Here is a 25,507-nt window from a genome sequence, read left to right as displayed (position 1 = left end):
TGGTCTCCTCAGAGGATGGAGCGGCCGACGCCGCCGCAGACGTCGATGCTGGTGCCGGTGATGTAGGAGGCGCGGGGCGAGAGCAGGGCGACGACCGCGTACGCGACCTCTTCGGCCCGGCCGAGGCGGCCCAGCGCGATGCCCCGGTCCGCGGCCAGTCCGGCCTGCCACTGCTCGTACGTCAGGCCGGAGTCCGCGGCCGCGTGGCGGCGGGTCCACTGGCCGGTGTCGACGAGCCCGAGGCAGACGGAGTTGACCCGGATCCCGTCGCCGGCGAGTTCGACGGACAGGGACTTGGAGAGGTTGAGGATGCCGGCGCGTGCCGCGCTGGTGGTGATCAGCCGGGTCTCCGGCTGCTTGGCGAGGACGGCGTTGATGTTGACGACGCTCGCCGCTCCGGACGCGGCCAGGTGGGGGCGCGCCGCCTGGAGCGGGTTGAGCACCCCGGCGAACTTCAGCTCCAGCTCGTCGCGCCAGTCCTCGGCGGTGGAGTCGTCGAGCCCTTTCATCCTGGACTGTCCGGCGTTGTTGACGAGCCCGTCGATGCCGCCGAACTCCTCGGCAGTCCGGCGGACGAATCCGCGGACGGCTTCGGCGTCCCGTACGTCGCAGACGCCGGTCAGCAGCCGGTCGCTCCCGGCGCCGAGGCCGGCCGTCGCCTTCGCGAGCCGGTCGGCGTCACGGCCGCAGGTGGCGACACGGGCGCCCTCGTCGAGCAGGGCGCGGACCGTGGCCAGGCCGACGCCCGAGCTGCCGCCGGTGACCACGATGGTGCGGTCGGCGAGGCCCAGATCCATAACTCGTATCTCCTGCGGTTCAGTTCATGGTGAAGCCGCCGTTGACGGCGATCACCTGTCCGGTCAGGTAGCGGGATTCCTCGCCGAGCAGGAAGGAGACGATCCCGGTGAGGTCGTCGGGCTGCTGCGGCCGGGAGATGGCCCGGTTCATGCGGTAGAGGTCGTGCCGCTCGGCGGGCACGGTCTCGGTCGCCTCGCACTCGGTGAGGCCGGGGGCCACCGCGTTGACGGTGATCCCCCTGTCTCCGAGTTCGCGGGCCATGGCGCGGGTCAGCGCGATGACGGCGCCCTTGGAGGCGATGTAGTGGGCGAGGCGCGGGGAGCCGTACAGTGCGGCGTCCGAGGCGAGGTTGACGATCCGGCCCGGCTCGGTGAAGAGCGGGTACAGGGCCTTGGACACCAGCCAGGGGCTGCGGGCGTTGACCGCCATCAGCCGGTCCCAGACCTCGATGTCGATGTCCTGGAACTCCTTGCCGCCCACGCCGTTGGCGAGCGCCGCGTTGTTGACCAGGCCGTACAGCGGGCCCAGTTCGCGCACGGCGTCGGCGAGCGCCTCCACCGAGGTGGGGTCGGCGACGTCGCAGCGTACGAAGTGGGCGTCGAGGCCTTCCGCGCGCAGCTCGGCCGCGGCGTGCTCGCCCCGCTCCTTCTCCAGTTCGGCGAGGACGACCCGGAAGCCGTCGGTGCCCGCCCGGCGGGCCATGGCCAGTCCGAGGCCACGGCCCGCTCCGGTGACGACGACGGTGCGCCGGCCTGCCGGGGGCTGGTCAGCCACGGGTGACGCCGTGCATCGGCGAGTACTCGGGGTAGGTCGGCACCTGCGGCTTCTGCGTGCCGATGACGACGCAGAACAGGGCGTCGGTGTCGCCCTCGTTCTTGAGCGACCGGGTGACACCGGCGGGGACGACGATCATGTCGCGGTAGCCCAGGGTGCGGTACTCGGCCTCTTCTGCGCCGCGGTGGATGCCGACCTTGACCTCGCCCTCCAGGACGAAGAAGGCCTCCTCGACGTCGTGGTGGGTGTGGGCGGGGCCCTCGGCGCCGGGCGGCAGCAGCATGTTGGAGAAGGTGAATCCGCCGGAGGGCAGGATCCGGCTGTCGCTCTCGTGGTTGCCGGTGGCGCCGGAGCCGACGTAGCGGATCTGACCGCGGCGGAACTGCGCGCCGGCCTTCTCCTGGAAGGACAGGGTGTCGAAGTCGGCGACCCGGGAGGCCTTGGTGGCGATGAGGGAGTCGGTGTACGCGGAGAGGTCGTCGCCGTTGTCGTACGCGTCGGTGGTCAGAGGCATGGTGAAGGCTCCTACTCGGGGATGGATGCGGTGATGCGGAGGTGGGAGAGCACCCAGGCGTCGAAGTGGCCCGGCTGCTCCTGGTTGGCCAGGTGACCGGCGTCCTTGACGATCACGTAGGCGGTCTTGTGGATGGCCCCGGCGATGGCCTGGCTCGCCTCGATGCCGGTGACCCGGTCCTGTTCGCCGCAGAGCACGAGGGTGGGGGCGGCGATCGAGGGGAGTTCGGCGCGCAGGTCGGCGGAGGCCATGGACTCGGCGGCGTACGCGTAGCCCGGCAGCCGGACCGAGGCTGCCATGGTGTCCACCACGCGGCGCACCAGCTCGTCCCGTGCGCCGGGTGACACGAGGCGCGGGCCCCGGGCCTCGGCGAAGGCGCGGGGGCCCAGCTCGGCAAGGTCGGCGGCCCTGGCCCGCATGGCCTCGGCCTTCTTCTCCTCGGTGCCCGAGCCCGGGCTGGAGTCGGCGATGACCAGCGAGGCGACGAGCTCCGGGTGCCGGGTGGCGAGCCGCAGCGCGATCACCCCGCCCCAGGAGACGCCGAGGACGTGCGCGGTGGTGGCGCGTTCCCGGATGAGGGCGGCCGCCGCGTCCGCGTAGTCGTCGAGGCTCATCGGCCCCGCGGGGTCGGGCGACTTCGCGTACCCGGGCGCGTCCCAGGCCACGACCCGTACGTACGCCGAGAGTTCGGCGAGCTGCGGGGCGAAGGCCGCCGAGGAGGAGCCGATGCCGTGCAGGCACAGCAGCAGGGGGCCGTGGTCGCCCGCCTCCTCGACGTGGACATCGGCGGCACTGGTGGCGGCGCTCACAGGATCTGCCCGGTCCGGCCGGCGAGGGCGGCGAGGCTGCGCAGCACGGCGTACGGCACCACCTGGCTGGTGGCGGGGTTGCCGGGGTCGGGCAGGTGCGCGACCTCGAAGCGGTACGTTCCGTGTCCGCCGGACGCCTCGATCACATGGCGGGTGTGGTGGGCCGCCGGGTCGGCGACGACCTGGACCCGCACAGCGTCCAGGTCGCCGACGGCCAGCGCGACCGAGGCGGCCACGTTCGTCGACTTGGGGAACTTGACCGGGACGTCCCGGGCGGTGCCGGACATGACCTCGACCGGCCCGGTCGCCGTCCTCATGCGTCCCAGCAGCTCGTCGTCCATCCACGGCTGTTCGAGGGTGGACGGCAGCTTGGTGGTGGTCAGCCGGACCTCGTCGAGCGGGCCGAGGGTGCGCACCGCCTGGAGCAGGTCGAGCCCGCCGACGGCACCTCCCGTGAAGTAGACACGGCCGGGGCCGGCCGCCAGCAGCCGCTTCGTGAGCTCGTCGTCGGTGAGCGCGCCGGTGGAGGCGATCAGCAGATCGGTGCCGGAGGCCAGGACCCGCTCTCCCCATTCGCGTACGACGCCCTGTCCCGCGGCCTCGACCACGAGGTCGCAGGAGTCCATGGCCTCCTCGAAGGTGGCCTGCCGCACGGGGGCGGCCTCGCCCAGCGGGCGGTTGTCGACGACACAGACCAGCTCGGCGCCGGTCACGCGGCCTTCGGCGAGCGCGGTGCCGACGACCCTGCCGATGGCGCCCCAGCCGACGACGGCGACCTTGCGGACGGTGCTCATGCGGTGGCCTCCTGGGCGTCTGCGGGTTCTGCGCCTGCGGGTTCTGCGTCTTCGGGGTCTGTGTCCACGGGCACGAGCGGGCCGGGGTCCGGGGAGCCGGCCATGCTGCAGCGGATCTCCTTGGACGGCGCACCGGCCGTCCCCCACAGGTCGGAGAGTTCCGGGACCCGCCGCCAGACCCGGGCTATCCAGGCGTCCTCGACGATCTGGGCGACCTCGGAGGTGTACTCGCAGACCAGGCCCGAGGGGTCGGTGAAGTAGGAGAAGGTGTTGTTGCCGGGTCCGTGCCGGCCGGGGCCCCACTGCGGGGTGATGCCGTGGTGGCGCAGCCGTCCGAGACCCCGCATGAAGTGGTCGACCGAGGTCATCTCGTACGCCACGTGGTTCAGTGAGGTCCACTCCGCCTGGTTGAAGGCGATGCAGTGGTGGTCGCTGTTGCAGCGCAGGAACGCCATCTGGTGCTCGGACCAGTCGGAGACGCGCAGCCCGAGGACGTCGCAGTAGAAGGCGACGGCCGCGTCGATGTCGGTGGTGTTGAGCACGGCGTGCGTCACCCCGACGGGCACGGCGCCGTCCCGGCCGCGCGGTACGACGGCTTCGACCTGGGCGCTGATCTCGATGAGACGGCCCTCGGGGTCGGTGAACCGCAGTCCGTAGCCGCCGCCGGCCTGGTCCAGCGGTCCGGGTCCGGTGACGGGCACGAGGGCGCGCGCTTCGAGCCGGCGTGCCGCCTCGTCGACCTCGGCGGGGGTGGCGACGGCGAAGGCGATGCGGCCGAGGCCGACGCGGTCCCGTTCGGTCAGGTGCAGGACGTGGTGCTCGTCGCTCGTACCCCGGAGCCAGCGGGCGCCGGTGTCGGACTCGACGGTCTCCAGGCCCCAGACGTCCTCGTAGAAGTCTGCGGCCTCGGTGAAGGCCGGGGTGTGCAGCTCGACGTAGCGCAGCGAGCGGAGCCGGGCGATCGGACCGGGCGGTGGTTGGTGCATGAGTCCCTCCAGGACGGGCTGGCGTGCCGGGTCAGTTGGCCCACGGGAGCGGGTGGTCCGAGATGCCCCAGTACAGGGACTTCTGGCGCTGGTAGGCGCGGATCGCGTCGCGGCCCTTCTCCGTGCCGAGGCCGCTGTCCTTCCACCCGCTGAAGGGGGTGGAGGCGCTGAACTGCTTGTAGGTGTTGATCCAGACGGTTCCGGCCTCGATCCGGCGTGCCAGAGCCCCGGCGGCCCGCAGGTCGCGGGTCCAGATGCCGCAGGCCAGGCCGTAGACGGAGTCGTTGGCCTGGCGGACCAGGTCGTCCTCGTCGTCGTAGGGCAGGGCGACCAGGACCGGGCCGAAGATCTCCTCCTGGCAGGTGCGCGAGGTGTTCGGCAGGCCGTCGATGACGGTGGGCAGGTAGTACGCCCCGTCCTCGTACGTCTCGCCCTCGGGCGCCGAGCCGCCGCACAGCACGCGCCCGCCCTCCGACCGGGCGAGGTCGACGTAGGCGGCGACGGAGTCGCGGTGGCGGTGGTGGACCAGGGGGCCGACCTGGGTGGACGGGTCGGTGCCGGGGCCGACGCGCAGTTTGCGTACGCGCTCGACGAGTTCACCGATGAAGGAGTCGTAGATCTCGCGTGCCACGAAGAGCCGGGAGCCGGCGATGCAGGACTGGCCGCTGGACGAGAAGATCCCGAACAGCACGCCGGCCAGGGCCTGTTCGACGTCGGCGTCGGCGCGCACGATCGTCGGGGACTTGCCGCCCAGCTCCAGGGAGGCGGGGATCAGCTTCCGGGCGGCGATCTCCGCGATGGACCGCCCGGTCTCCGTGCCTCCGGTGAAGCCGATGCGGCCGACGAGCGGGTGGCGCACGAGGGCGTCACCGACCACCCGGCCGCTCCCCGGCAGCACGGAGAGCAGTGCGGCGGGCAGCCGGAACTCTTCGAGCGCCTGGAAGATCAGCCGGCCGAGAGCCAGGGAGACCAGGGGGGTCCAGGCCGCGGGCTTGAGGATCACCGCGTTGCCTGCGGCGAGAGCGGGGGCGATCTTCTGCGCGTCGCTGGCGACCGGGGAGTTCCAGGGGTTGATCGCGCCGACGACACCGATCGGCTCGTGCGTGCTCACCGTGACGTACGGGCCGCGGGACGGGGTCACCGACTCCTCGGCCGTCTCCAGGGCTGCCGCCATGTAGCGGAAGGTGCCCGCCGCGCTGAGCGCGAGAGCCCTGGTCTCGGTGAGCGTCTTGCCGGTGTCGGCGGTCTGCAGGGCGGAGAGCTCGTCGGCGGCCTGCTCGGTGAGCTCGCCGATCCGGTGCAGCAGCCGGGCCCGGTCGTGGGCGGGCAGGTCGCGCCAGGCCGGGTCGGCCACGGCCCCGGCCGCGGCGCGGGCGGCCTCGGCCACCTCCTCCGCCGTGGCGGAGTGGACGGTGGCGAGGACGCGGCCGGTCGCGGGGTCGATCGTGTCGACGGGCTCGCCCGCACCGCGCCGCCACTGGCCCGCGATCAGGATGTCGGTGGAGAACTGCAGCACGGGTGGACCTCCGGACGAGGCGGAAAGGGGTGGACTCCGGGTGCGGACAGGCTCGTTGGGTTACCGCCACCGGACTGCCGAAGTACTAGAAATCTAAGCGCTTAAGTTTCTCGACACAAGACCCCGAGGTGAAATCGTTGCCCGGGAGGCCTTGAGCACCACATCCGCGGCACCGATGATGGTGGCCGAGTTGCAGGGAGCAAGCTTCCTAAGCTCTTAACTATTGACCGCTTAGATATAGCCCCCTACTGTCTCGGCAACTCATCTGCCCGCGGAAGGACCCCCTCCATGACGACTGTGGCCGGCAAGCCCGCACTCGGCTCGATCGCCGCGAGACTCGAACGGCTGCCGCACTCGCGCTGGCACGTCAAGGTCCGGTTCCTGATCGGCGCCGTCACCTTCTTCGAGGCGTTCGACCAGCTGCTGGCCGCGTCCGCACTGCCCGTCCTGATGAAGGAGTGGCACCTGTCCACCGGGCAGGCCACCTTCGCCGTCACCTCGGCTTCGATCGGCATGCTGCTGGGCGCCCTGGCGGCGGGCTGGCTGGGCGACCGCATCGGACGGGTGCGCACCGTCGCCCTGGGCGTCGTGATCACCGGCCTCGCCAGCCTCGCCGTCGCCTTCTCCGGCACCATAGAGATGTTCTCGCTCTTCCGGTTCCTCCAGGGGCTCGGCATCGGCGGTGTCGTGCCGGTCGCGGCCACGTACATCAACGAGATCGCCCGGTCCGACAAGCGGGGCCGCTTCGTCCTGCTGTACGAGATGATCTTCCCGGCCGGTCTCGCCGCCGCGACCCTGCTCGCCGTCTGGGTGGTCCCCACCTTCGGCTGGCGCGCGATGTTCCTGGTGGGCGCCCTGCCGGTGGTGATCGGTGCGATGCTGCCGCGCCACGTCGAGGAGTCCCCGCGCTGGCTGCTGTCCCGTGGCCGTACGGCCGAGGCCGAGGCCGCCATCGCCCGGATCGAGGCGGAGGTCGCCCGCGCGACCGCCGAGGAGCTCCCCGCACCGGCCCCGTCGGCCGACCCGCCGAACGAGCCCAAGGGCACCCTGATGGACCTGTTCCGGGGTCGCTATCTGCGGCGTACGGCGGTCCTGTCGGGGCTGTGGTTCGTGGCGTACTACGTGAACCACGGCATCTCCACCTGGCTGCCCTCCCTCTACACGAAGGAGTTCGGCCTGGACCTCACCACGGCGCTCGTGTACACGCTGCTCAGCAACGTCACCGGCCTGCTGGGCACCTTCGTCGTGGCGATGCTGATCGACCGCATCGGCCGCAGGCCCGCCCTGATCGGCGCCTTCGTCGGCACGGTGCTCTCGCTCGCCGTACTGGCACTCGCCGGCGCGACCTCGGGCGGCCAGGTGGCGATCTTCGCCTCCTGTACGACGTTCTTCCTGTACGCGGTCAACGCGGGGCTCTACCTCTACTCCCCCGAGCTGTACCCCACCTTCAACCGGGCCAAGGGCGCGGCGTTCGGCGGCCTGTGGAACCGGCTCGGCGTCATCCTCGGCCCGGTGGCCGTCGGTGCGGTCATCGGGGCGGGCGGCGGCCTGTCCCTGGTCTTCGCGCAGCTCGCGGTGGTGGGCGCGGTGGGTGCGGTGATCGCGTGGTTCGCCGTCGAGACCAAGGGCAGGACGCTGGAGGAGCTCAACGCCTGACCACGCCGGTACGGGGCCGGTGGCCCGGAGCAGCGCTCACTGCTCCGGGCCACCGGCCCCGAGCGTGTGCGCCAGGGTCCCCAGGAGCGCCGTGAGCCGCCGGCGTTCCGCGTGGCCCAGTCCGGCCAGCAGCTCCTGCTCCTGGCCGGACCGTACGGCAGCCACCCGGTCCGTGAGTTCGAGGCCCTCGGGGGTGAGACACAGCCGGACGATCCTGCGGTCGTCGGTGTCGCGCTCCCGGCGGATCAGTCCGGCTTCCGTTAGCCGGTCGGCCTGCTGGGTCAGCCCGCCCGCCCGGACCGGTCCCGCCGCCGCGACCTCACCCGTCGTCAGCCGGTACGGGGCACCCGCCTCGCGCAGCGTGGCCAGCACGTCGTAGGCGGGCAGGCTGATGCCGTACGCACGCACGGCTCTGCCCACGACCTGCTGGTGGCGCGCGGCGCACTCGCCGAGCAGGGCGAACAGGCCGGCGGAGTTGTCGCCCGGCTCCGGTGAGGAAGCGGGGGGCTCCGCCGGGCCGGGGTCCGTGCGCGGAGCTGCCGGCCCCCCGGTCCCGCCGAACGCCGTGGCGAGCACGTCCGTCAGCGCCGGGGCGAACTCCGCCGTCGGCACGGACGCCGCCGGTTCGTGCGCGAACACATAGCGCTCCATGATCACGCCGAAGAGGACGCTGCGGATGACCGCGGCCCGCACATCGGCCTCGGCGGTGGTGCCGAGGACCTGGGCGAGGGGCTCCCCCACCTGCGTGTCGAGGATCGTGCGCAGCAGCTCGGCGCTCGGAGGGTGGCTGACCGCCGAGCGGATCAGCGCCGGCCAGGGGTCGTCGGCGGGCAGCCGGTCCCACCGGTCGAGATAGGCGCGGGCGAGGACGCCCGGCAGGTCCGCCGCCTCACCGCCGGTCGCCGCGAGTACGTCACCGCTGACGCCGGCCCCGCTGCCCACCGCCTCCCGGAAGAGGCCGTCCTTCGTGCCGAAGTACGCCATCACGAGGCCGGCCGTCACCCCCGCCTCCGCCGCGATGGCGCGTACTCCCACGCCCTTGTAGCCGTGCGCGCCGAAGAGGCGCCGGGCCGCGTCGAGGACCGCCCGGCGATTGCCCTCCGGGTCGTGCGAGCCGGGGCGCCGGGGCGCGGCCGTTCCCCGCGCGGCGGCGGCGTGCGCGGCGTCGTCCGTCTGTCGTCGCGGGCTCATGCTCTTGCTCTCTGGATCCACGTGCTTCAGATTAAACGGATGTTTATAAAAACAGGCGTTCAAAAACAGTCACATCGTGTGCACCGGACCTGTGCCGACGGTGAGCGGGAGGCCACTGCCGCCGCGTCGTACGGCGACGATCTCCGCCAGGACCGACAGGGCGGTCTCCTCGGGCCCCCGGCCGCCCAGGTCGAGCCCGATCGGCGAGCGCAGACGGGCCAGCCCGGCCTCGGTCACACCGGCCGCCCGCAGACGCACCAGCCGGTCCTCGTGCGTGCGGCGGCTCCCCATGGCGCCCACATATCCGGCGGCGCCGCTCAGGGCACGCGTGAGGACGGGGACGTCGAAGCGGGGCTCATGGGTCAGGACGCACACCGCCGTCGTCGGATCGACGAGGTCCTCGTGGGCACGGAACCAGCGGTCCGGCCGGTCGACGACGACCTCGTCGGCGCCCGGGAAGCGTCCGGGATCCGCGAAGGCGGGCCTGGCGTCGCAGACGGTCACACGGTGGCCGAGGGCCGCGGCGAAGCCGGCCAGCGGCCGGGCGAACTCGGCGGCCCCGAAGATCAGAAGCCGGGGCCGGGGCGCGAAGGACTGCACCAGCAGCTCGCGCTCCGGGACGCAGTCGGGTCCGGCGCCGCCCTCCGCCCTCGCGGTGACCAGCCCGCTCTCACCCCGGCCGAGCATGCCCTCGGCGGCCAGCGCGGCCACCCGGCCGGCGGCCTCGCCGCCCAGTGAACCGCTCACCTCCCCACGGCCGACGGCCAGGCTTCCGCCGCCGTCGAGCGGCGTGACGAGCGCGACCGGGACCCCCGCCGCCAGATCCGCCGAGATCCGGTCCAGCGGCGTCTCGGGCTCCACCTCGCGGATCAGCACCTCGATCGTCCCGCCGCAGGTCAGCCCCACCGCGAAGGCGTCGTCGTCGCCGACTCCCCAGCGCTCCACGACCGGCGGGCCGCCCGCGAACACCTCCTCCGCGGACGCGATCACGGCGGCTTCCACGCATCCGCCGGAGACGCTGCCGACGATCCTGCCGTCCTCCGCCACCAGCATGGAGGCGCCGGGACCGTGCGGGGCCGAGCCCCAGGTCCGCACCACGGTCGCCATGACACAGCGGGTTCCGGAGCTCTGCCAGGCAGCCGCCTGATCGATGACATGTCGCATTCTTCGCCACCTCGGGCCGTGAAATCTGCGGGAGCCTCTTGCCAACCAGAAACTTTAGTGTAAATCATTTCAGGTACTAGATAGATCTGTGCGTATCGATCGTCACGCCGACGCGCCGAGTGCGACGGCGTGACGACCATCCGAGAGGCCCGGTGGCAGCAGATTGAAACCCACACCCTTCGACTACACCGCCCCGCGCACCGTCGCCGAGGCGGTCGCTCTCCTCGCCGACCCGTCGCGGGACGCCAAGGTCGTGGCGGGCGGCCAGTCATTGATCCCCATGCTGAACATGCGCCTCGCCCGTCCTGAGCTCCTCGTGGACATCACGCGCATACCGGAGCTGGCCCATCTGGCGGTCGACGTGTCCGGTGCCCTGCACATCGGCGCCGCCGTCCGGCAGTCCCGCGCCGCCGCCGACCCGGCAGTCCGGCACGGATGGCCCCTCCTGGCAGCGGCGATCAGCCACATCGGCCACCCGCAGATCCGGGGCCGCGGCACCGTGTGCGGCAGCCTGGCGCACCATGACCCCGCCGCCGAGCTGCCGACGGCGGCGAGGGCGCTGGAAGCCCGTTTCGTGATCACCGGGCCGGGCGGCAGCCGCACCGTCACCGCCGAGGACTTCTTCGTCGCCACGTTCTCCACCGCCCTCGACGACGACGAGCTGCTCTCGGAGGTGATCGTCCCCCCGCCGCCCGCGCGGCAGGGTTGGGCCTTCGAGGAACTCACCCGCAGGCACGGTGACTTCGCGACCGTCGGAGTGGCCGTCCTGCTGGAGCGGGACCCCGGTACGGGCCTGGTCCGCACCGCCCGTGTGGTCTTCAGCGGTGCCGGCCCCGTCCCCGTACGCCTGCCCGCCGCCGAGGACGCGCTCGTCGGCACCGGGGCCGACGAAGCGGCGCTGGCCGCCGCGCGGCACGCCGCACTCGCCGGCCTCGACCCCTCCGACGACGTCCACGCGAGCGCCGCCCACCGGCGCGAGACCGCCGCCCACCTCCTCGTCCGCGCCTGTACCACCGCATGGGAGCGCTGCTGATGACCCCGTCCGTCCCTGCCCCCCGCACCGTCCGTACCCCGCCGCTCGCCGAGCCGTCCGGCTGGCACCGGATCGCCCTCACCGTGAACGGCGAGCAGATCACCGCCGAAGTGGAGTCCCGGCTGCTGCTCAGCGACTTCCTGCGCGACCGGCTCCGTCTCACCGGCACCCATGTCGGCTGCGAGCACGGGGTGTGCGGGGCGTGCACCGTACTCCTCGACGACGAACCGGCCCGCTCCTGCCTGACCCTCGCCGTCCAGTGCGACGGGACTGCGATCCGCACCGTCGAGGGCCTCGCCCCCGACGACGCCCCGCTCACCCCGGTCCAGCGCGCCTTCCACACCTGCCACGGCATGCAGTGCGGCTTCTGCACGCCCGGGTTCGTCATGACGACGACCGCCCTGACCGAACAGCCCGAGCGCCCCGGCACGGAAGACGTCGCCGACGCGCTCAGCGGCCACCTGTGCCGGTGCACCGGCTACCGCAACATCCGCCGTGCCGTGTGCCAGGCACTCGACGAGAGCTTCGGGGAGTGACCCGTATGTCCCACGCATCCGACCCGGGCCGGCAGGACGGCGGCAGCTGGATCGGCCGGTCCGTCCCGCGTGTCGAGGACGACAGGCTGCTGCGCGGCAACGGCCGCTACGTCGACGACATCGCCCTGCCGGGCGCCGTCGAGGCGGCCTTTCTGCGCAGCCCCCACGCGCACGCCCGCATCGAGTCCATCGACGTGAAGGCGGCCCTGGAGGCCCCCGGCGTCGTCGCCGTGTGGACCGGCGGCGACGTCGCCGGACTGCCGCCCATGCTCAACAAGGAGGAACTGCGCACCCCGCCGGGCCTCGCCGCACTCCTGGACCCCACGGTCCGTATGACGCCCATGCCCTTGCTCGCCGACGACAAGGTGCTGTACGTCGGCCAGCCCGTCGCCCTGGTCCTCGCTGAGAACCGCTATCTCGCCGAGGACGCCCTCGAACTCGTCGACGTCCGCTACGCCCCGCTGCCCGTGCTCGTCGACCCCGAGGAAGCCCTGGCGGAGGACGCACCGCTGCTGCACGACGGTCTGCCGGACAACGCCGTCGTCGCCGTCACGGCCCGCGTCGGCGACCCGGACACCGTCTTCGCCACCGCACACACCGTGGTCGGCGAGCGGTTCGAGGCCCACCGCTACGTGGCCTCACCGATCGAGACCCGCGCGGTCTCGGCCCAGGTGGACCCCTACAGCGGCCGGCTGAACGTCTGGTCGGGGACCCAGACACCCCACCGGCTGCGGGAGGCCATCGCCCATACGCTCGGCCTCACGGCCGACACGGTCCATGTCGTCGCCGCCGATGTCGGGGGCGGCTTCGGCCAGAAGGGCATCCTCTACGTCGAGGAGCTCCTCGTCCCCCACGCCGCCCGGGTGCTCGGCCGCCCCGTGCTGTGGCGCGAGGACCGCAACGAGAACCTCACCGCCTCCTCGCACGCCCGCGAGCAGATCCACAGCATCGAACTCGCCGCGGACGCCGAGGGCCGCATCCTCGGCGTCCGCGACCGGATCCTGGTGAACTTCGGCGCGTACAACATGACCGGGCTCGTCGTGCCGTACAACTCGCTCTGCCATCTGCTCGGCCCCTACCGCATCCCCCACGTGGACATCGACGTCACCGGTGTCCTCACCAACACCACGTTCGCCACGCCGTACCGGGGGGCGGGCAGGCCCGAGACGGTCTTCGCCATGGAACGCGCGATGGACCGGCTGGCCGCCGCACTGGGCATCGCGCCCGAGGAGCTGCGGGCCCGGAATCTCGTGGGGCCGGACGAGATGCCGTACGCGACGGGGCTGGTGGACCGCTCCGGCAGCCCCCAGTCCTACGACTCCGGCGACTTCCCCGAACTCCTGCGCCGGGCCGTGGCGAAGGCGGACCCCGAAGGCGTACGGGCGAGGCAGCGCGAGGGCGCCCGCGACGGGAAGCACATCGGCATCGGGTTCGCGATGTACATCGAGGCGACCGGTCTCGGACCGTTCGAGACGGCTCGCATCGAGATCGCCCCGACGGGGCGGGTCCGGCTCGCCATAGGCGCGCCGTCCCAGGGGCAGGGGCACCGTACGTCCATGGCGCAGATCGCCGCCGACGCCATCGGGGTGCCGCTCGGCGTCATCGATGTGACCGGGGGCGACACCGAGGCCACCCCCTTCGGTGTGGGCACCATCGCCAGCCGCGCCCTGGTCAACGCGGGCAACGCCACCCACCGGGCCGGACGGCTGGTCCGCGAGAAGATCATCGATGCGGCGGCGCGCCGCCTCGGTGTCCCGGCGGACGGCCTGGACCTCAGCGACGGGGTGGTGACGGCCAAGGAGCCGGGCGGCCCGTCGATGGACCTGGCGGAGCTCGCCGGGCGTGCTCCGCTGCCGGGCACACCGGAACCCACCGACGGCCGGCACGGCACCGAGATCAGCGAGACCGTGCACTTCCGGCCGCCCGGTTTCGCCGTCGCGAGCGGGGCGCACGCCGCCGTCGTGGAGGTGGACGAGCACACCGGCGCCGTCGAGATCCTGCACTACGTCGTCGTCCACGACGCGGGTGTGATCGTCAACCCGATGATCGCGGAGGGCCAGGTCACCGGCGGCATCGCGCAGGGCATCGGCGGCGCGCTGTACGAGGAGATGGTCTACGGGCCCGACGGCCAGCCCAGGACCGGCACCTACATGGACTACCTGGTGCCCACCTCCTCGGAGATCCCCGACCTCGACATGGACGAGCTCTTCACCCCCAGCCCGATGAACGACCTCGGGGTGAAGGGGCTCGGGGAGGGCGGTGCGATCGCCCCGCAGGCCGTGCTCGCCAACGCCGTGGAGGACGCGCTGCGCCCCTTCGGCGTGGTCGTACGCCGCGGCCCCCTCTCGCCGAGCCGGGTGCGCGACCTGATCCGCACCCCGGCCACCCCCGCCTGACCGGCCCCGACGTCCGCCTCAGCAATCCAAGGATGGGAAACCATGCAGCTCGACCACACCTTCACCGTTCCGGCCGATCCCGATGAGGCGTGGAAGCTCTTCCACGACCTCGGACGGGTCGCGCCCTGCATGCCCGGCGCGGTCCTCGACACCCTCGACGGGGACGCGTTCACCGGCCGGGTCAAGGTCAAGATCGGCGCGGTGCAGATGAGTTACCGCGGCGAGGGCACCGTCACGCGCGACGAGGCCGCCCGCTCCATGCACCTCGACCTCAGCGGCAGCGAGACCCGGGGCTCGGGCACCGCCTCCGCGACGGTCACCGCGACCCTGGCCGCCGGCCCCGACGGCACCCGGGTGCACGTGCGGACGGACCTCGACATCACCGGCCGTCCCGCGCAGTTCGGCCGCGGGATCATGACCGAGGTCGGGGACCGGCTGGTCCAGCAGTTCGCGGACCGCCTCGAAGGCCTTCTGCGGGACCGGCCCGGCCCCGGCTCGGCGCCTGCCGCCCCCGCGGCCGAGCCGGAGCCGGTGGACCTCGGCGCGGCGGCCCTGCCGGTGCTGCTCAGGAAGGCGGCCGTACCCGCCGCCGCCGTACTGTTGGCCGTGGTGCTGATCAGGGTGGTGCGGCGGCGGTCCAGCGGCCGATGATCCTCTTATCACCTCAGCGGTAAGATTCTCAGTGCCGTGAGAAGCCGGGGGGACGCCGGCCGACGCCGTACAAGGGGATGAGATGGCAGCATCAAGGCCTGGGGACCAGGACGCCGTGGCGAAGGTGATCGAGGACTGGGCGCGGGAGCGGCCGGAGCTGGACACCAGCCCGCTCGAGGTCCTCGCCAGGCTCCATCGCTCGTTCCTGCGCTACAGCACCGGGCTCACCGAGTCGATCGAGCGGCACGGCCTGTCCGTGGCGGGCTTCGACGTCCTGACCGCGCTGCGCAGGGCGGGCGAGCCGTACCGGCTGACGGCCGGGCAGCTCGCCGACTCCGGGCTGGTGTCCTCGGCGGGGGTGACCCTGCGGATCGACCGCCTGGAGAAGGACGGCCTCATCGTCCGCGAGCGGGACACCCAGGACCGCAGGGTCGTCTACTCCCGACTGACGGAGAAGGGCCTCGCCACGGTGGACACGGCGTTCGCCGAGCACCTGGACAACGAGAACCGGATGCTCGGAGGGCTGTCCCCCTCCGAGCGCCGGCAGCTCGCGCGGCTGCTGCGCAAGCTGGAGATCTCGATCCTCGACGCCGACGAGGAGCGGGCCGGCGCGGAGCGGTAGCCCGCCCGCCCGGGTCTAGGTGTTCTGAAAATAGCGCCGTGGGAAGAGACGGGCCAGCTCCTCCGCCAGCTCGGTGAGCTGGGCGCGCCCGGGGTGTCCGGCGAAGGCCGCGATCTGGAGGAGCGAGCCGCCGCCGCGGACGGTCAGCAGCTCGGTGTCGAGCAGTCCTGGGACGATCCGGCGGATCGCGTCGGTGGCGGCGGGTTCGGCGAGCAGTTCGGCCAGCGGTGTACGGAGATTGAGAGCGCCCTCGGCGAACTCGTGGGAGCGCGCGGCCGGTTCACGGGCCGCCTCGGCACGCTCGCGCTGGGCGGCGACCAGCAGATGGGACTCGCCCACCTCGTCGGGATCGTGCGGCAGGCCGAGCCGCTCGTACTGGTCGTCCGGCGCCTCGCTCGCCTGCAGCCGCTCCACCAGCAGCCTGATCATGCGCAGTTCGGCGGCGTCGTCGACGAGGGGCTTCTCCTGCCGGGGGTCCGCGTCCAGGTCGAAGAGGAGGCTGCCGAAGCGCTGCGGCCCCAGCAGCGGTGAGGGGTTGGCGGCGATCCTGAGCGTGCGTACGCCCTTGGTGAAGCCGAACGGTTCGGCGAGGGTCAGGCCGGAGAGCTCCTCCGGGGTGAAGCGGCCCCGGATGCGGGTGGGCATCAGGGTGTGCTCGTACAGCGGCTGGTTGGTGTCGTCGTGGCAGGCCCGCATGTAGACGTACCGCCCGTCGGTGACGTTCACATGCCCGCCGAACATCCCGAACAGCGCTGCGTCCCGGGGCTGTTGTGCGTCCGGTGTCTCGCGCAGCGGCCGGCCCTGCATGTCGGGGGTCGGTTCGGCCCCGAAGAAGTCGAGGAGGGTCGGCGCGAGGTCGATCGTCTGGACGAGCGCTCCGTCACGGCTGCCGGCGCGGTCCGGGCGGCGCGGGTCGTGGACGAAGAGCGGGGTGTGGACCAGCTCTTCGTACCAGGGGGTGACGACCTTCGCCCACCAGCCCTTCTCGCCCAGCAGATAGCCGTGGTCGGTGCAGACGATGAGCATCGTGTCGTCCCACAGTCCGTGGGCGTCCATGGCGTCCAGGACCCGGCCCAGCGAGTGGTCGCACATGGAGAGCAGCGCCGCGTACTCGTAGCGGGCGTGCTGCTCCTGGTCGTCGGTCTCGGTGACGCGGTTGTAGTCGGGCCAGTCGAAGTGGGGGCCCTCGTAGTCGTGCGGGTAGAGGTCCTTGTAGTGGTCCTGGGTGAAAAAGGGTTCGTGCGGGTCGAAGGTCTCGATCTGGACGAACCAGTCGTCCTCGGTGTGGTTGGTCCGCAGGAATTCGAGCCCCGCGTCGAAGGTGAGGGTCTGCGGCTGCTTCGCCTCGGTGTCGAGGTGCTGCCGGTTGACCCAGTCCTGGCGCCAGAGGTCGTTGCGGGTGGTCCGCAGGTCCTCGGGTATCTCCGGGTCGGCGACCTGGCCCTTCCAGGCGTCGCCCTCCTGGCCGCGGAAGAACTCCCAGGAGTTGTAGCGGCCGTGGTAGGTGGCGCCGCCGTCCTCCCAGTAGTGCTGGTGGTCGCTGACGAGGTGGGTGTAGACGCCGTGCCGCTTGAGGATCTCGGGCATCGAGTCGTCGAACGGCTCCAGCGGGCCCCAGCCGCGGTGCAGGAAGTTGTGGCGGCCGGTGTGCAGTTCGCGGCGGGCCGGCATGCAGGGCATGGAGCCCGCGTAACAGGTGTCGTAGGTGACCGTGCGCTCGGCGAGGCGCCGGAAGTTGGGGGCGTGGGTCCAGTCGGCGCCGTAGGGCGGCAGCAGGTGCCGGTTGAGGCTGTCGAACATCACCATGACGGCCTTCACGAGGTGGTACGTCCTTCCGCTGCTGGGGCGGGTGCGAGGTCGCGGGCACAGCGGAAGCCGCCGTGGCCGGTCGAGGAGTCGGGTGTGTTGTGGGAGCGGGCGGCGACCCGGTAGCGGTTGCAGTACGAGGCGTGGCACAGGTAGGAGCCGCCGCGGATGACGCGTTCGCCGGGCCCGAAGGCGTCGGCGCACCATTCCCAGACGTTGCCCGAGGTGTTGTGGAGGCCGTGGCCGTTGGGTTCGTACGCCGTGACGGGCACGGTTCCCGGGCGGCCGCCGGGCCGCTCCGAGCGGTGCGGGAACCGGCCCTGCCAGATGTTGCACATCTCGCGGCCGCCGGGGGTGAGGTCGTCGCCCCACGGGTAGCGCGCGCCCTCCAGGCCGCCGCGCGCGGCGTACTCCCATTCCGCTTCGGTGGGCAGCCGGACGCCGGCCCAGGCGCAGTAGGCCAGGGCGTCGTCGTGGGAGATGTGGACGACCGGGTGGTCCTCGCGTCCGGCGAGGCCGGAGCCGGGTCCCTCGGGGGCGTCCCAGGAGGCTCCCGCGACGCCGAGCCACCACGGGGCCCCGGCCGCCCGGCCGAGTACGTGGCGTTCGGCGGCCGGGGGGACGAGGAGGTGGAACACGAAGGAGCTGCCGAAGCGTTCGGCGTCGGTGCGGTAACCGGTGGCCTCGGCGAAGGCCGCCCAGTCGGCGTTGCTGACGGCGGCGGTGTCGATGGCGAACGGCTCCACGCGCACCTCGCGCGCGGGGCCCTCCCGGTCGGCGAGGTAGCCCTCGCCGAACGCGTCGCCCATCCGGAAGACACCGCCGGGCAGTTCGGCCATGGCACGGCGGGTGACGGGCGGGGCCTGTGCCGTGCGGCGTACGGACGGCAGGGGCAGCAGGGCCGTCGCGGACCCGCCCGTACAGGGGCGTCCGGGGGTGCAGCAGGCGCTCACGCGAGGACCTCCGTCCGGTGGGAGCGCGGGGCCCGGGGTACGGGTTCGGGGGCGGCGGCCAGCAGCGCGCGGGTGTAGGGGTCGCCGGGGTTCTCGCAGATCTCGTCGGCGCTGCCGCTCTCCACGATCCGGCCCCGGTGCATCACGGCGATGCGGTGGCTGACCTGCCGGACCACGGCGAGGTCGTGCGCGATGAAAACCAGGGCGAGGCCCAGGTCGCGCTGGAGGTCGGTGAGGAGGCCGACGATCTGTGCCTGGACCGAGACGTCGAGCGCGGAGACGGGTTCGTCGCAGATGAGGACGGACGGCGCGGGTGCGAGGGCGCGGGCGATGCCGATGCGCTGGCGCTGGCCGCCGGAGAAGGAGCGCGGGTGCCGGCCGGCGGCGGACGGGTCGAGGCCCGCGAGCCGCAGGAGTTCCGCCACCCGCTCCTCGCGCTCGTCCCGGTCCCCGAGGCCGAAGGCGAGCAGGGGTTCGGCGACGATCTGGCCGACCGTCATCCGGGGGTTGAGGGAGGCGTAGGGGTCCTGGAAGACCATCTGGACCTGGCGGCGTATCCCGTGCAACTCGCGGCGCGAGGGCCGGGTGACGTCCGTGCCGTGCAGCAGCAGCCTGCCGCCGTCCGCGGGATGGGCGTGCGCCAGGACCCGGGCCAGGGTGGACTTCCCGGAGCCGGACTCGCCGACGATGCCGAGGGTCTCCCCCGCGGCCAGGGTCAGCGACACCCCGTCGAGTGCGGTGAATCCCTTACGTCCCCGTGTTCCGCGCCCCTTGTACGTCTTGCGCAGTCCCTCGGCCTCCAGGACGACGGCCCCCGGTGCGGGGCGGTCGATGCGGGAGGGAGGGGCCGGTGCGGGCAGCGGTGCGGTGCGCCCGGCGGCGGGCAGGCAGGCGGCCCGTACCCCGTCCGTCAGCTCGACGAGCGGGGGTGCCGTGGTGCGGCAGCGGTCCTCGACGAGCGTGCAGCGGTCGGCGAAGGCGCAGCCGTCCCCGAGGAGGGTGAGGTCGGGCGGGCTGCCCGGGATGCCGGTGAGCCGGGTGCCCGACGGGGCGGAGAGGCGGGGCACGGCGGCGAGGAGGCCCGCGGTGTAGGGGTGCCGGGGGCGGGTGAGCACCTCGGCGGTGGGCCCGTCCTCGACGACGGTGCCGCCGTACATGACGAGGACGCGTTCGCAGGAGCGGGCGACGACGCCCATGTTGTGGGTGATGAGGACCAGTGCGGTGCCGGTCTCCCGGTTGAGGTCGGCGAGCAGGGTGAGGATCTGGTCCTGGACGGTGGCGTCCAGCGCGGTCGTGGGTTCGTCGGCGAGGAGGATGTCCGGCTCGCCGGCCAGCGCCATGGCGATGAGGATCCGCTGCCGCTGGCCGCCGGAGAACTGGTGCGGGTGGTCGTCCACGCGGCGGTGCGGTTCGGGGATGCCGACCCGGTCCAGGAGTTCGACGGCACGTTTCCTGCGGGCGGCCCGGTCGTGGTGGCCGTGGGCGCGGAGCACCTCGTCGAGGTGGCGGCCGGCCGTCAGCACGGGGTTGAGGGCCGTCATGGGGTCCTGGAAGATCATGCCGATGCGGGCGCCGCGCACGGCGCGCAGTTCCGCGTCGGTGGCCTCGGCCAGGTCCTGGCCGTCGAGCAGGACCGAGCCGGAGGTGATGCGGCCGGTGCCGGGCAGCATCCGGGTCAGGGCGAGCGCGGTGGTGGACTTCCCCGATCCGGACTCCCCCACGACGGCGAGCGTCCCGCCGCGGCGCAGGCTGAAGGAGACCCCGCGCACGGCACGCAGCGCCGACCCGTCGTCGGCCGTGAACTCGACGCCGAGATCGCGTACTTCGAGCAGTTCCCGGTCGGTCATCGGCGTATCTCCCGGTTGAGCGCCTCGGCGACGAGCGAGAGTCCGAGGACGAGCGCGGTCACGGTGATCAGGGGGCCCGCCGCGAAGTGCGGGGCCTCGGAGAGGTAGGGCAGGGACTGGGCCAGTACGGATCCGAGGGTGGGCTCCGGCGGCCGTACGCCCACGCCGAGGAAGCTCATCGCGCCCTCGATGAACACGGCCACGGTCAGCGAGACGGCGATCTGGACGATCAGCGGGTCCGCTGCGTTGGGCAGGATGTGCCGGAACAGCACCCGGCGTCCGGAACTCCCGCCGACCCGGGCTGCGGTGACGTACTCCCGCTCCCGCTGGACGAGGACCGAGCCGCGCAGCAGCCGGCCGAAGACCGGGATCTCGGCGAGGGCGATGACGAGGACGACGGGGATGCGGCCCGGGCCGAGGATCGCGGTGACGGCGAGGGCCAGGATCAGTCCGGGGAAGGCGAGGACGAGGTCGAAGACGCGCTGCACGATCGTGTCGGCCACCGGGTGCGAGGCGGCGAGCAGCGCGGCCAGGCAGCCGAGGGCGGCGCCGAGGGGCACGGCGACCGCGATGATCCCGAGGTCGGCGCGGATGCCGTACAGGACCCGGCTGAGCAGGTCCCGCCCGAGGTCGTCGGTGCCGAGCGGATGCCCGGGGGCGGCGAAGGCGGCGAGGCTCTGTGCGCTCTGCTCGGTGGGCCCGTGGCCCGCGAGGAGCGGGGCGAACAGGCCGGCGAGGACCACCGCGCCGACGAGGACGAGACCGGTCCGGGCCCGTGCGGTCGACAGCGCCGTGCGGTACGGGTGGCGCGGGCGGGACCGGCGGCCCGGCTTGCGGGTGGCGGCGGGAGGGGGCGGGCCGGTGAGGACGGTGTCGGTCGTTGTGGTCATGGGTCACTCCCACCTGATCCGGGGGTCGAGCCAGGCGTACACGAGGTCGGTGAAGAGCTGGACGAGGACGAAGACGGCGACCAGGAGCAGCAGGAGGTCCTGGACGACGGGATAGTCACGGCGGATGAGGCCCTGCTCGGCGAGCTGTCCGAGGCCCGGCCAGGCGAAGATCGCCTCGACGAGGACGGCTCCGCCGAGCAGGTGCCCGGTCTGCATGCCGAGGAGGGTGACGACGGACGGGAGCGCGTTCGGCAGGGCGTGCCGCCACAGCAGCCTGCGGGGTGCGACACCGGCTGCGGTCGCGGTGCGGACGTAGTCCTCGGCCAGCGCGTGCTCGATCCCGTCCTTGAGGTAGCGGCCGAGGACGGCGGCGCTGGGCAGGGCGAGGCAGAGCGCGGGCAGCAGGAGGTACTGCACGGCGAGGTCGGGGGCGGTGAGGAAGGCGATCCGGCCGCCCGGGGGCAGCACGCCCAGGATCACGGCGAACAGGAGCACGAGCACGACGCCGCTGATGAAGGGCGGCACGGCGAGGGCGGCCGTCGTGGTCACCCGGATCGCCGAGCGGATCCAGCGGCTGCGGGAGGTGGCGCCCAGGACGCCGAAGGCGGTCCCGAGCACGACCACGAACAGGAGCGCCGCCAGGGTGAGTTCGGTGGTGGCGCCGAGACCGTCCCGGATCAGGTCGGACGTCTGCCCGCCGATCGCGTAGGAGGGTCCGAGGTCGCCGGTGACCAGCGATCCGATCCAGTGCGCGTACTGCGTGAGGAGGGGCGCGTCGAGGCCGAGCCGTTCCCGGATCGCGGCGACGGTCGAGGCGTCCGCGTCGGGTCCCGCGAGGGTGCTGGCGGGGTCGCCGGGGACAAGCCGCAGGATGGTGAAGATCAAGAACGAGGCGACGAGCAGGACGAGGAGGGCGGAGGGGAGCCTCCGCAGCAGATAGCCGCGCATGTCACACCAGGTAGGCGTCGTCGAGGTTCAGGTACGAGAACTTGTTGAGCGTGACGCCGTGCAGCCCGGCGGCGGATACCTGGATCTGGCCCCGTACGACGAGATCGATGATGAAGGCCTCGTCGAGCAGGATGCCGGAGATCTTCTCGTGCAGGGCGTTCGCCGCCGCGGCACTCGACTCGGGCTTCGTCCAGGCCTCCCGGACGACCGTCGTGTACTCCTTCGACCCGTACCGGGAGGTGTTCTTGGCCTCGTTGAACGGATAGGCGCTCACCGCGAGTGTGGAGGGCTGGACCTGGGCGAACCCGTGCCCCATGGTCCACAGCGCCGGCATGTCCTGGGAGATCAGCTTCTTCTGCCCGGTGGCGGGGTCGGTGGGCTGGAGCGTGACGTGCACACCCACCTGTTCGAGGTCGTACTGGAGCGACTCGGCGATCGCGGTCTCGCTCGGCAGCGCGAGGTGGAGCAGGGGGAATTCGAGCTTGGTGTGCCCGGCGGACCGGAGCAGTTCCCTGGCCTTGCCGGGGTTGTGGGCGTAGTGGGTGCGGTGGGCCTCGGTGAAGGCGGGTGAGGACTTGGGCCAGGGGGCGGCGGAGGCCAGTCCGTAGCCGCCGAGGGTCTGGGCGAGGAGCCGGTCGCGGTCGACGGCCCAGGCGAGGGCGTGCCTGACCACCTGGTCGTCGAGCGGCTTCACGGTCGTGTTGACCCCGAGGTAGATGGCTCCGGCGCCCGTGTCGTAGTCGCTGACGGAGAGCCGCTTGTCGCTCTTGACGGTGCCGAGGTTCTTGCCGGGCACATTGAAGGAGAGCTGCGACTGGCCGGAGCGCAGGGACGAGATCAGCGCGTCGGCCTGCGGTACGACGCGCAGTTCGACGCCGTCGAGATAGGGGCGGCCGGGCTTCCAGTAGTCGTCGTTCCGCGTCAGGCTCAGTCCGGAGCCGGGGCTCCACTTCTTGAGCCTGAACGGGCCGGTGCCGATGAGCTTCTTTCCGGTGACGGCGTCCTCGACCGCCTCCGGGGCGGTGATGATCATGAACTCGAAGAGGTCGAAGAGGTTGTTCACCGGATGCGCCAGCTTGAGCACCAGCTCGTGGTCGCCGCGCTTCTCGAACCCGGTGACCGTCTCGGCGGTGCTACGCAACTGGGCTGCGCGCACCGGGTTCTGCAGGTTCTTCACCGCGAAGACGACGTCGTCCGCAGTGAACTTCCGGCCGTTGTGGAAGGTGACGTCGTCGCGCAGCCGCAGCGTGATGCTGCGCCCGTCCTCGGCGTACGTCCAGGAGGCGGCCAGCTCCGGCTGCGGACTGAGCCTGTCGTCGTAGCGGGTCAGGGTGTTGAAGATCAGCCGGTGCTGCAGGGACTGCTGGCTCTGCGAGTAGAGCAGGGCGGGCGTGAAGTCGGCGTTGACGGCGACGTCGAGGGTGCCGCCGCGCTTGGGTGTGGCACCCGCGCTCCGGGTGTCGGACGAGGCCTCCGAGACCGCCGAGCGGCAGCCGGCCAGGCCCAGTCCGAGAAGCAGGGTGCCGCCGCCCGCGGCGCGCAAGGTGGAGCGCCGGGACGGTCCGGTGGGCGTGGAGGGGTACAGCTCGGTCATCGAAGCCTGCCTGTGACGGTGAGGGACGGGGTGGACCGGGGCGCGCCGACGCTTTGATTCCGCTGCGACACGAATTGAGGGCGCGAGGGAGCGGCTCGAAGAAGACGCGTTCCCGTACGGAGATTCCGGCCGGCCGATCAGGCCGGACGGTGGCGGCGGAGCCCGGGGCGGCCGTGCGGGCCGGAAGCACCGCTCCGCACGTACGGCGTCAGCGGCGCCCGTTGCGGGCCGGAGAAGGGAGGGCGGTGATCAGTCGCGAACAGCACAGACCGCGCTGGCCTGTCGACAGAGGTCGACGTGCCTGCGGGAGACAAGGCGTATGTCCGGGTTCACGGGAGCAATATGACAGCGGCCCCGCCGGACGGTCAACCCGCCCTGTCCGCATCCTGGTACGCGGCCCTCCTCCCGCGCCCCGGCCTCCCCGTTATCGCTCGACGGTCGCCAAAGGGCGCCTGAACAGCGGGTTCAGCAGGATCGTGCCGGCTGCCACGGGCAAGGTGGCCGTCCCGGCATGCGGACTGACGATGCGTTCGGGATCTCCGCAGACATGGGAGAGATCGACCGCGGCGCCGCGGATCTCCTCCAGGTACTCCGGGTTGAGGAGGCTGGAGTGTTCGGTGACCACGATCAGATCGGGGTTCAGGACGTCGAGCAGCAGGGCCGCCGCCCGGCCGACCGCGCGGGCCCGCTCCCGCAGCAGCCGGTCCGCGCGCCGGTCCCCGGCCGCCGCCGCGTCCACCACCAGGAACACATCGGGCTCGGGCACGATGCCGCGGCGCACGGCGGTCAGTGCGATCGCCGTGTTGGACGCCGTCGCCTCCAGGCATCCGGTCCTCCCGCAGGCGCACGGGACCGTGGAGTCCGGTACGGGGAGATGGGCCACGTCGCCCGCGCCCGATCCGGGACCCTGGTGGACGACCCCGGCGATCCCCAGGGCGGCGTCGACCACGTTGCCGACGAAGAGATGGACCAGGCTGCGGCGGGCCGCCGGCCGGCCGAAGAGGATCTCCGACTGGGCGATGGCCCGGGCGTGGTTGTCGATCCGCACCTCGACTCCCCCCAGGCCACGGGCGAGTTCGGCCGCCAGCGGACGCTGGTGCCATCCCAGTGCGTCGTGCCGGACCGCCGTCCCCAGCGCGGGATCCACCCAGCCGCCGAGTGCCGCGCCCACCCCCAGCAGGGGCCTGTCCCGGACCGCGTCGTCGAGGAATCCCCGCATCACGTCCACGATCCGGCGCGGCAGATCCCCCGGAGCGATGCCCTCGTGCGAGAGGTGACGCCGGGCGAGGAGCCGGCCCCGCAGGTCCATGAGGCCGAACGTCGAGGCGGGCACGCCGATATGGATGCCGCCCGCCACCGGACCCGCGGTCCCCTCGTCCCCCTCCGCGGAGCCGGTGTGCAGGTCGATGGGGATCTGGGGCCGGCCCACACCGCTGCTCGCCACCAGCTCGGGCAGTTCCCTCACCAGGCCGAGCCGGACGAGGTCGGTGCACTGGCGCGAGACGGCGGCCGGGCTCAGCCCACAGAGCTCGGCGATCGTCCGGCGGGCGACGGGCCCGTGATCGAGCACCGTGCGCAACACCGTGGCGGCGTTGGCCTCACGGCGGCCGTCACCGGTCGCCCGGGAGATCTGCGGGGCGGCTGTCATGGGGGCCTTCCTTCGGTCCTGCGACACGGGGCGTCGCAACATTACGGCGGCATGAATTCGGTCCGGGCCGTGCGCCCGGTGCTCCGGCTGGGCGCGCACCACGCACGCGACCGGGGAAGGAACCGCAGGCCGGAGGGGGTTTGACCACGCGTCACCGGATGCGGTGCGAGCGTCGTGCGAGCGCTGATTCAACCACCGCCGGGCGGCCTCCGGGGGACGGACGGGTGCTTGACGACCACCGTGGGGCGCTGGAAGTCTCCGGGGCATGTTCGCGACGGCCGTTCCCGCAGCGCGGCCCGCCCACGCCGGCCGCCCCACCACGCCGACGGCGTGTCCGGGCCGCTGTTCCGCCGCCTGACCCGCCACCTCCGGCCCGTACGA

At 72.6% G+C, this 25,507-nt stretch carries 23 protein-coding genes; 6 read left to right on the top strand and 17 right to left on the bottom strand.

Annotated features, from left to right (window positions below; translation table 11 throughout):
* Positions 1–8 precede the first annotated feature (8 nt).
* From ACIRD8_RS05530 to ACIRD8_RS05500, 7 genes are read right to left on the bottom strand one after another with little or no spacing between them, the layout of a single operon-like run.
* Complete coding sequence (locus ACIRD8_RS05530; protein ID WP_403986462.1) at positions 9–797, bottom strand: SDR family oxidoreductase; 789 nt, start codon at positions 795–797, stop codon at positions 9–11.
* Between the two features lie 19 nt (positions 798–816).
* On the bottom strand, positions 817–1,572 hold the full coding sequence (locus ACIRD8_RS05525) for an SDR family oxidoreductase (protein WP_403986459.1): 756 nt from the start codon (positions 1,570–1,572) through the stop codon (positions 817–819).
* Positions 1,565–2,086 carry a cupin domain-containing protein gene (locus ACIRD8_RS05520; protein ID WP_329225666.1) on the bottom strand — a complete coding sequence of 174 codons (522 nt, stop codon included), beginning with the start codon at positions 2,084–2,086 and terminating at the stop codon, positions 1,565–1,567. The genes ACIRD8_RS05525 and ACIRD8_RS05520 overlap by 8 nt, the downstream gene beginning before the upstream one ends.
* An 11-nt stretch (positions 2,087–2,097) precedes the next feature.
* Positions 2,098–2,895 carry an alpha/beta fold hydrolase gene (locus tag ACIRD8_RS05515; RefSeq protein WP_403986456.1) on the bottom strand — a complete coding sequence of 266 codons (798 nt, stop codon included), beginning with the start codon at positions 2,893–2,895 and terminating at the stop codon, positions 2,098–2,100.
* Positions 2,892–3,689 carry an aspartate dehydrogenase domain-containing protein gene (locus tag ACIRD8_RS05510; protein WP_403986453.1) on the bottom strand — a complete coding sequence of 266 codons (798 nt, stop codon included), beginning with the start codon at positions 3,687–3,689 and terminating at the stop codon, positions 2,892–2,894. The genes ACIRD8_RS05515 and ACIRD8_RS05510 overlap by 4 nt, the downstream gene beginning before the upstream one ends.
* A complete protein-coding gene (locus tag ACIRD8_RS05505; RefSeq protein WP_403986450.1) occupies positions 3,686–4,675 on the bottom strand; it encodes a VOC family protein in 990 nt (329 codons plus the stop codon). The genes ACIRD8_RS05510 and ACIRD8_RS05505 overlap by 4 nt, the downstream gene beginning before the upstream one ends.
* A gap of 31 nt (positions 4,676–4,706) precedes the next feature.
* Positions 4,707–6,191, bottom strand: a complete 1,485-nt coding sequence (locus ACIRD8_RS05500; RefSeq protein WP_403986447.1) for an aldehyde dehydrogenase — start codon at positions 6,189–6,191, stop codon at positions 4,707–4,709.
* Positions 6,192–6,479: 288 nt separating this feature from the next.
* Here ACIRD8_RS05500 and ACIRD8_RS05495 point away from each other — a divergent pair, with 288 nt between their 5' ends.
* Positions 6,480–7,847 carry an MFS transporter gene (locus tag ACIRD8_RS05495; protein WP_403986444.1) on the top strand — a complete coding sequence of 456 codons (1,368 nt, stop codon included), beginning with the start codon at positions 6,480–6,482 and terminating at the stop codon, positions 7,845–7,847.
* Positions 7,848–7,883: 36 nt separating this feature from the next.
* Here ACIRD8_RS05495 and ACIRD8_RS05490 read toward each other — a convergent pair whose 3' ends face one another.
* Together ACIRD8_RS05490 and ACIRD8_RS05485 are read right to left on the bottom strand one after the other, a co-directional pair.
* Entirely contained in the window at positions 7,884–9,038 is a 1,155-nt protein-coding gene (locus ACIRD8_RS05490; protein ID WP_403986442.1) for a TetR family transcriptional regulator, read from the bottom strand.
* 69 nt (positions 9,039–9,107) lie between these two features.
* Positions 9,108–10,202, bottom strand: coding sequence for an XdhC family protein (locus ACIRD8_RS05485; protein ID WP_403986439.1), 1,095 nt, complete (start codon positions 10,200–10,202; stop codon positions 9,108–9,110).
* 163 nt (positions 10,203–10,365) lie between these two features.
* Here ACIRD8_RS05485 and ACIRD8_RS05480 point away from each other — a divergent pair, with 163 nt between their 5' ends.
* The 5 genes from ACIRD8_RS05480 (at position 10,366) to ACIRD8_RS05460 (ending at position 15,440) form a co-directional block, all read left to right on the top strand.
* Positions 10,366–11,235, top strand: a complete 870-nt coding sequence (locus ACIRD8_RS05480; RefSeq protein ID WP_403986436.1) for an FAD binding domain-containing protein — start codon at positions 10,366–10,368, stop codon at positions 11,233–11,235.
* A complete protein-coding gene (locus ACIRD8_RS05475) occupies positions 11,235–11,771 on the top strand; it encodes a (2Fe-2S)-binding protein (protein WP_403986433.1) in 537 nt (178 codons plus the stop codon). Before ACIRD8_RS05480 ends, ACIRD8_RS05475 begins: the two co-directional genes overlap by 1 nt.
* Before the next feature lie 5 nt (positions 11,772–11,776).
* Positions 11,777–14,167, top strand: a complete 2,391-nt coding sequence (locus ACIRD8_RS05470; protein ID WP_403986430.1) for a xanthine dehydrogenase family protein molybdopterin-binding subunit — start codon at positions 11,777–11,779, stop codon at positions 14,165–14,167.
* A gap of 42 nt (positions 14,168–14,209) precedes the next feature.
* Positions 14,210–14,818 carry an SRPBCC family protein gene (locus ACIRD8_RS05465; protein ID WP_403986427.1) on the top strand — a complete coding sequence of 203 codons (609 nt, stop codon included), beginning with the start codon at positions 14,210–14,212 and terminating at the stop codon, positions 14,816–14,818.
* A gap of 82 nt (positions 14,819–14,900) precedes the next feature.
* Positions 14,901–15,440 (top strand): MarR family winged helix-turn-helix transcriptional regulator, encoded by a 540-nt coding sequence (locus ACIRD8_RS05460; protein ID WP_403986424.1) that lies wholly within the window; start codon positions 14,901–14,903, stop codon positions 15,438–15,440.
* Positions 15,441–15,455: 15 nt separating this feature from the next.
* On the opposite strand, the gene ACIRD8_RS05455 is transcribed toward ACIRD8_RS05460, so the two are convergent.
* From ACIRD8_RS05455 to ACIRD8_RS05420, 8 genes are all read right to left on the bottom strand, one after another.
* Complete coding sequence (locus ACIRD8_RS05455) at positions 15,456–17,258, bottom strand: sulfatase (protein ID WP_403986422.1); 1,803 nt, start codon at positions 17,256–17,258, stop codon at positions 15,456–15,458.
* Positions 17,255–18,085 (bottom strand): formylglycine-generating enzyme family protein, encoded by an 831-nt coding sequence (locus ACIRD8_RS05450; RefSeq protein ID WP_403987276.1) that lies wholly within the window; start codon positions 18,083–18,085, stop codon positions 17,255–17,257. Before ACIRD8_RS05450 ends, ACIRD8_RS05455 begins: the two co-directional genes overlap by 4 nt.
* Positions 18,086–18,195: 110 nt before the next feature.
* On the bottom strand, positions 18,196–20,046 hold the full coding sequence (locus ACIRD8_RS05445; RefSeq protein WP_403986419.1) for an ABC transporter ATP-binding protein: 1,851 nt from the start codon (positions 20,044–20,046) through the stop codon (positions 18,196–18,198).
* Positions 20,043–20,936, bottom strand: coding sequence for an ABC transporter permease (locus tag ACIRD8_RS05440; RefSeq protein ID WP_403986416.1), 894 nt, complete (start codon positions 20,934–20,936; stop codon positions 20,043–20,045). Before ACIRD8_RS05440 ends, ACIRD8_RS05445 begins: the two co-directional genes overlap by 4 nt.
* A 3-nt stretch (positions 20,937–20,939) precedes the next feature.
* The gene (locus ACIRD8_RS05435; protein WP_403986413.1) at positions 20,940–21,884 is read right to left on the bottom strand and encodes an ABC transporter permease; all 945 of its coding nucleotides are present in this window, start codon (positions 21,882–21,884) and stop codon (positions 20,940–20,942) included.
* 1 nt (position 21,885) lies between these two features.
* Entirely contained in the window at positions 21,886–23,478 is a 1,593-nt protein-coding gene (locus tag ACIRD8_RS05430) for an ABC transporter substrate-binding protein (RefSeq protein ID WP_403986410.1), read from the bottom strand.
* Between the two features lie 249 nt (positions 23,479–23,727).
* Positions 23,728–23,811: a putative leader peptide gene (locus ACIRD8_RS05425; protein WP_387394842.1), complete on the bottom strand. Its 84-nt coding sequence runs from the start codon at positions 23,809–23,811 to the stop codon at positions 23,728–23,730.
* 91 nt (positions 23,812–23,902) lie between these two features.
* Positions 23,903–25,126 carry an ROK family protein gene (locus ACIRD8_RS05420; RefSeq protein WP_403986407.1) on the bottom strand — a complete coding sequence of 408 codons (1,224 nt, stop codon included), beginning with the start codon at positions 25,124–25,126 and terminating at the stop codon, positions 23,903–23,905.
* Positions 25,127–25,507 lie beyond the last annotated feature (381 nt).

The sequence above is a fragment of the Streptomyces sp. NPDC102451 genome, assembly GCF_044765485.1.
GTDB lineage: Bacteria > Actinomycetota > Actinomycetes > Streptomycetales > Streptomycetaceae > Streptomyces.
This window is presented reverse-complemented; position numbering and strand designations above follow the sequence as displayed.